We start from the raw sequence: 4,232 nt of genomic DNA, 5'->3' as shown, positions 1-4,232 counted from the left end.
TGACGAAGGCCCTTCCGGCGAGGCCAGGACCGGGTCGAGAGCCAGCGCGCGCACCTCGGGATGATCCTCGGCCAGGGCGGCGACCCGCAGCACGAGGTCCCGCAGCGCGTCCAGGTCGGCGGGCTCGTCACCGCGGTAGCCGGTCAGCAGCGGCGCCGTGCGCGGGGCGCGCACCAGGTTCGCCGCGTCCACGTCGGTGAGCGGCACGGCGCGGTAAGCCTGGTCGCCGAGCAGCGAACTGACCACGCCGGAAAGCCCGAACGAGACGAGAGTGCCGAACGACGGGTCGTCCTGGAGTCCCAGGGCGCAGGACACGCCCTTCGGCGCCATCCGCTGCACGTACACGTCATCGTGGCCGGAGACGTCGCGCAGGTCACGGTAGCCGACCCGCACCGAGTCCTCGGCGATCAGGTCCAGCCGGACCCCCGCCAGGTCGGGCCGGTCGCGCAGCCGGTCGTCGAACGCCTTCAGCGTTACCGGATAACCGAGCTCGGCGGCGGCGGCCACGGCGTCGTCCTCACCGGAGACCACCCGGAACGGCACCACCTCCACGCCGTAACAGCCCAGCAGCCGCACCATCTCGTCGACGTGCAGCGTGGCCGGCCGTTCGGCCAGGTTCTCCGCCACGATCGCCTCCGCGCGGGCGGGGTCCAGCCCCTCCGGGCGCACCGCCGTTCCGTGCGGACGCCGCCGCCACCCGGCGTAGCGCACGACCCGCGCCAGCGAGTTGACCGCGCGCTCGGGGCTGGGATACGACGGGATCGAGCCCGGACCGGGTGCCCCGTCGGGCCCGGTGACCGCGAGCTGATCGGGCACGCCCTCGGCCGCGAGGAACGTGGACACGATGGGTTTCTCGGCCGCGGTGGCCGCCCGTTCGCCGACGACCTCGCGCAGGGCACCGGCGTAGGCGGTGCCGGGCGTGGCCACCGGCGGCACGAACACGACCACGAGCGCGTCGACCTCGTCCGACTCCAGCGCACGGCCCACGGCGGCGGCGAAGGATTCGGGCGGAGCCTGCGAGCCGACGTCCACCGGCTCGATGCCCAGCCGCAAGCCCTGTGCCCTTGCCGTGTCGGCGGCGAGCATGCCGATCGCGCTGGAGTTGCCCACGATGCCGATGCGCGGCCCCCTCGGCAGCGGCTGGTGCGCGAACACCAGCGCGGTGTCGAACAGTTGCGCCAGCGTGTCCACCCGGACGACACCGGCCTGGTCGAACAGGGCCTGCACGCTCGACTCGTCGATGTCGGTCGAGGTGGCGGCGAGCTGCGGGCGCACGGCGTGCCGTCCCGACTTCACGGCGACCACCGGCTTGCTGCGCGCGAGCCTGCGCGCCAGGCGCGCGAACTTGCGCGGGTTGCCGAACGACTCGAGGTACAGCAGCACGACGTCGGTGTGCGGGTCGGTCTCCCAGTACTGAAGCAGGTCGTTGCCCGAGACGTCGGCGCGGTTGCCCGCCGAGACGAAGGTGGACAACCCGAGTCCGCGTGCCTCGGCGTCGGCCAGGATCGCGATGCCGAGCGCGCCGGACTGGCAGAAGAAGCCCGTCCGTCCCCGGCCGGGCAGCCGGGGCGCCAGGGTGGCGTTCAGCCGCACAGCGGGGTCGGCGTTGAGCACCCCCAGCGCGTTCGGCCCGACGACGCGCATGCCGTGCGCCCTGGCCTCGGACACCAGCCGCTGCTCGGCGTCCAAACCGTGCGGCCCCACCTCCGCGAACCCCGCCGAGACGATGACCAGGGCCTTGACCCCCTTGGCGAGCGCGCCGTCGAGCACGTCCTCCACCTGGTCGGCGGGCACCGACACCACGGCGAGGTCCACCGGGTCCGGGATGTCCACCACCGACCGGTAGGCGCGCACGCCGCGCACGGAGGTGTGCTCGGGGTTGACGGGGTAGACCGGTCCGGTGAAGTCGGCCGAGAGCAGATTCGACAGCACCGCGTAGCCGATCTTGGTCGGGTCGGCGGAGGCACCGACGACCGCGACCGAGCGGGGATGCAGCAGGTTGTGCACGCTGCGCGCCTCGGCGGCCTGCTCCCGGGCCCGCGCGACCGCCACCGACTCCTCGGTCGGATCGATGTCGAACTCCAGGTGCAGCAGGCCCTCCTCGAAGGCGCGGCTGACCTGGTACCCGGCGTCGCGGAACACCCTCGTCATGGCGGCGTTCTCGGCCAGGATCTCCGCGACGAACCGGCGCAGACCGCGCTCGGAGGCCGCCGCGGCGAGGTGTTCGAGCAGGATGGAGCCGAGGCCCCGGCCCTGGTGCGCGTCGTCGACCACGAACGCCACCTCGGCCGAGTCGCGGTCGAGCCGCTCGTAGCGGCCCACGGCCACGATGTCGTCGCCGAGCACGGCCACGAACGCGACCCGGTGGTGATGGTCGACCGTGGTGAAGCGTTCGAGGTCCCGGGCGGGAATGCGAGGGTAGGCGCCGAAGTAGCGCAGGTACCGGGTCCGTTCGGACAGCCGGGCGTGCAGGGCGACGATGCGGTCGGCGTCGCTGGGCACGATCGGCCTCAGGTGCACCGTGCCGCCGTCGCTGAGCACCACGTCGGCCTCCCAATGGCGCGGGTAGTCGAACGGGTCGTGGTCCTCGTCGCGCGCGCCCGCCTGGTGCTCCCTGCTCATCTCGCCACCTCTCGTCGCTGCCCCGCCGGTCCGGGCCGCCGGGAACCGGTGCCTGGCCCGGTCGTGGCGGGTCGTCGGTCTCGGGAATGCTCAGTCGCGCGGATCGTCCGGGTCCAGCCCGTGCAGCGGGAATACCGCGCGGCGGGTCTCGCGCACGGCGACGTCCACCGCGTCGTCGCACCCGTCGCCCCAGGGCGAGAACGTGATGTCGACCCCGTCGGACATCACGGCAGGCACCTCCGCGTGCGGGGCCAGGCCGAGCACCCGCTCGGTCCAGGCCGAGGGCAGCGGGGTCGCCGGGTCCACGTCCCGGTCCAGCACGGTGGCCACGAGGTGGGTCCAGGATCGGGGAACCACGCGGATGAGCTGGTACCCGCCGCCGCCGACGGCGAGCCACCGGCCGTCGGCGTAGGTGTCGGCGAGCTCGCGCAGGGTGCGGTAGATCGTGCGATGGCCGTCCACGCTCAGCGCCAGGTCGGCCAGCGGGTCCTCGTCGTGCGAGTCGACGCCGCACTGGGTGATCAGGATCTGCGGACGGAACCGGTCGAGCAGGGACGGCACCACGGCGTGGAAGGCCCGCAACCAGCCCGCGTCCCGCGTGGACGGCGGCAGCGGAACGTTCACCGCCGTGCCCTCGGCACCGTCGACGCCGGTCTCGGCGGAGTAGCCGGTGCCGGGAAAGAGCGTGAACGGATGCTGGTGCAGCGACACGGTGAGCACCCTCGGGTCGCCGTAGAAGGCGGCCTGCACGCCGTCGCCGTGGTGCACGTCGGTGTCGACGTAGGCGATGCGGTCGAAGCCGTGGTCGAGCAGCCACGAGATCGCCACGGAGCAGTCGTTGTAGACGCAGAACCCGGAGGCGTGGGCGGGCATCGCGTGATGCAGCCCGCCCGCGATGTTGACCGCGCGGTCGGCCCGGCCCTCGGCGAGGCACAGGGCGCCCAGTAGCGTGGAGCCCACGACCAGCGAGGACGCCTCGTGCATGCCGGTGAAGACGGGATTGTCCGGCGTGCCGAGCCCGTGGCCGACGTCCCAGCCCGCCATCGGCGCCTGCCGGACCGCCTCGAGGTAGCCGGGCACGTGCGCGCGGAGCAAGTCGGCCTCCTCGGCGGCCTCGGGGGCCAGCAGCGGCACGTCGTCGAGGACCCCGAGCGCGGTCGCCAGCCGTACGGTGAGATCGAGCCGCACGGGGTTGAACGGGTGGTCGCTGCCCAGGTCGTAGGCGAGCAGGGCGGGGTCCCAGACGACGGCCGAGCGTGACATGGCCACCGAGCCTAGCCGGGGTCGGGCCCGGTGACAGCCGCCCGCCGAGGGTCGGCCACCCAGTGCGACCACGACCCGGCGTACAGCGCGGCGGGCCGGGTGTGCCCCGCGAGTTCGAGCGCGAGCACCACCGAGCACGCCGTGACACCGGAACCGCAGTACGCACCCACGGGGGTGTCGGGGCCGACGCCGAGGTCCCGGAAGTGGTCGGCGAGTTCCCGCGGCGAACGCCAGTGCCCGTCCGCGGTGACGTGCGCGCTGAACGGCGCGTTGCGCGCACCGGGGACGTGCCCGGCGCGCGGGTCGACCGGCTCGGTCTCGCCCGTGTAGCGGGCCGGTGCCCGCGC

At 73.7% G+C, this 4,232-nt stretch carries 3 protein-coding genes; all 3 read right to left on the bottom strand.

Annotation, left to right across the window (positions count from 1 at the left end):
- A partial coding sequence (locus SACSA_RS22175) for a bifunctional acetate--CoA ligase family protein/GNAT family N-acetyltransferase (RefSeq protein WP_019815273.1) occupies window positions 1-2,622 on the bottom strand: 2,622 nt, incomplete at its 3' end.
- A 90-nt stretch (window positions 2,623-2,712) separates the two neighbouring features.
- On the bottom strand, window positions 2,713-3,885 hold the full coding sequence (locus SACSA_RS0109125) for an acetoin utilization protein AcuC (protein WP_019815272.1): 1,173 nt from the start codon (window positions 3,883-3,885) through the stop codon (window positions 2,713-2,715).
- 11 nt (window positions 3,886-3,896) lie between these two features.
- Window positions 3,897-4,232: sulfurtransferase (locus SACSA_RS0109120; protein ID WP_019815271.1), on the bottom strand; the 336-nt coding region annotated here is incomplete at its 5' end.

It is taken from the genome of Saccharomonospora saliphila YIM 90502, from assembly GCF_000383795.1.
Lineage (GTDB): Bacteria > Actinomycetota > Actinomycetes > Mycobacteriales > Pseudonocardiaceae > Saccharomonospora > Saccharomonospora saliphila.
The sequence above is the reverse complement of the archived record's forward strand: the minus strand, read 5'-3'. Positions and strand labels throughout refer to the sequence as shown.

Coding starts and splice junctions, on each gene's coding strand:
- SACSA_RS0109125 (WP_019815272.1), bottom strand. CDS start 3,885: ATGTCACGCTCGGCCGTCGTCTGGGACCCCGCCCTGCTCGCCTACGAC.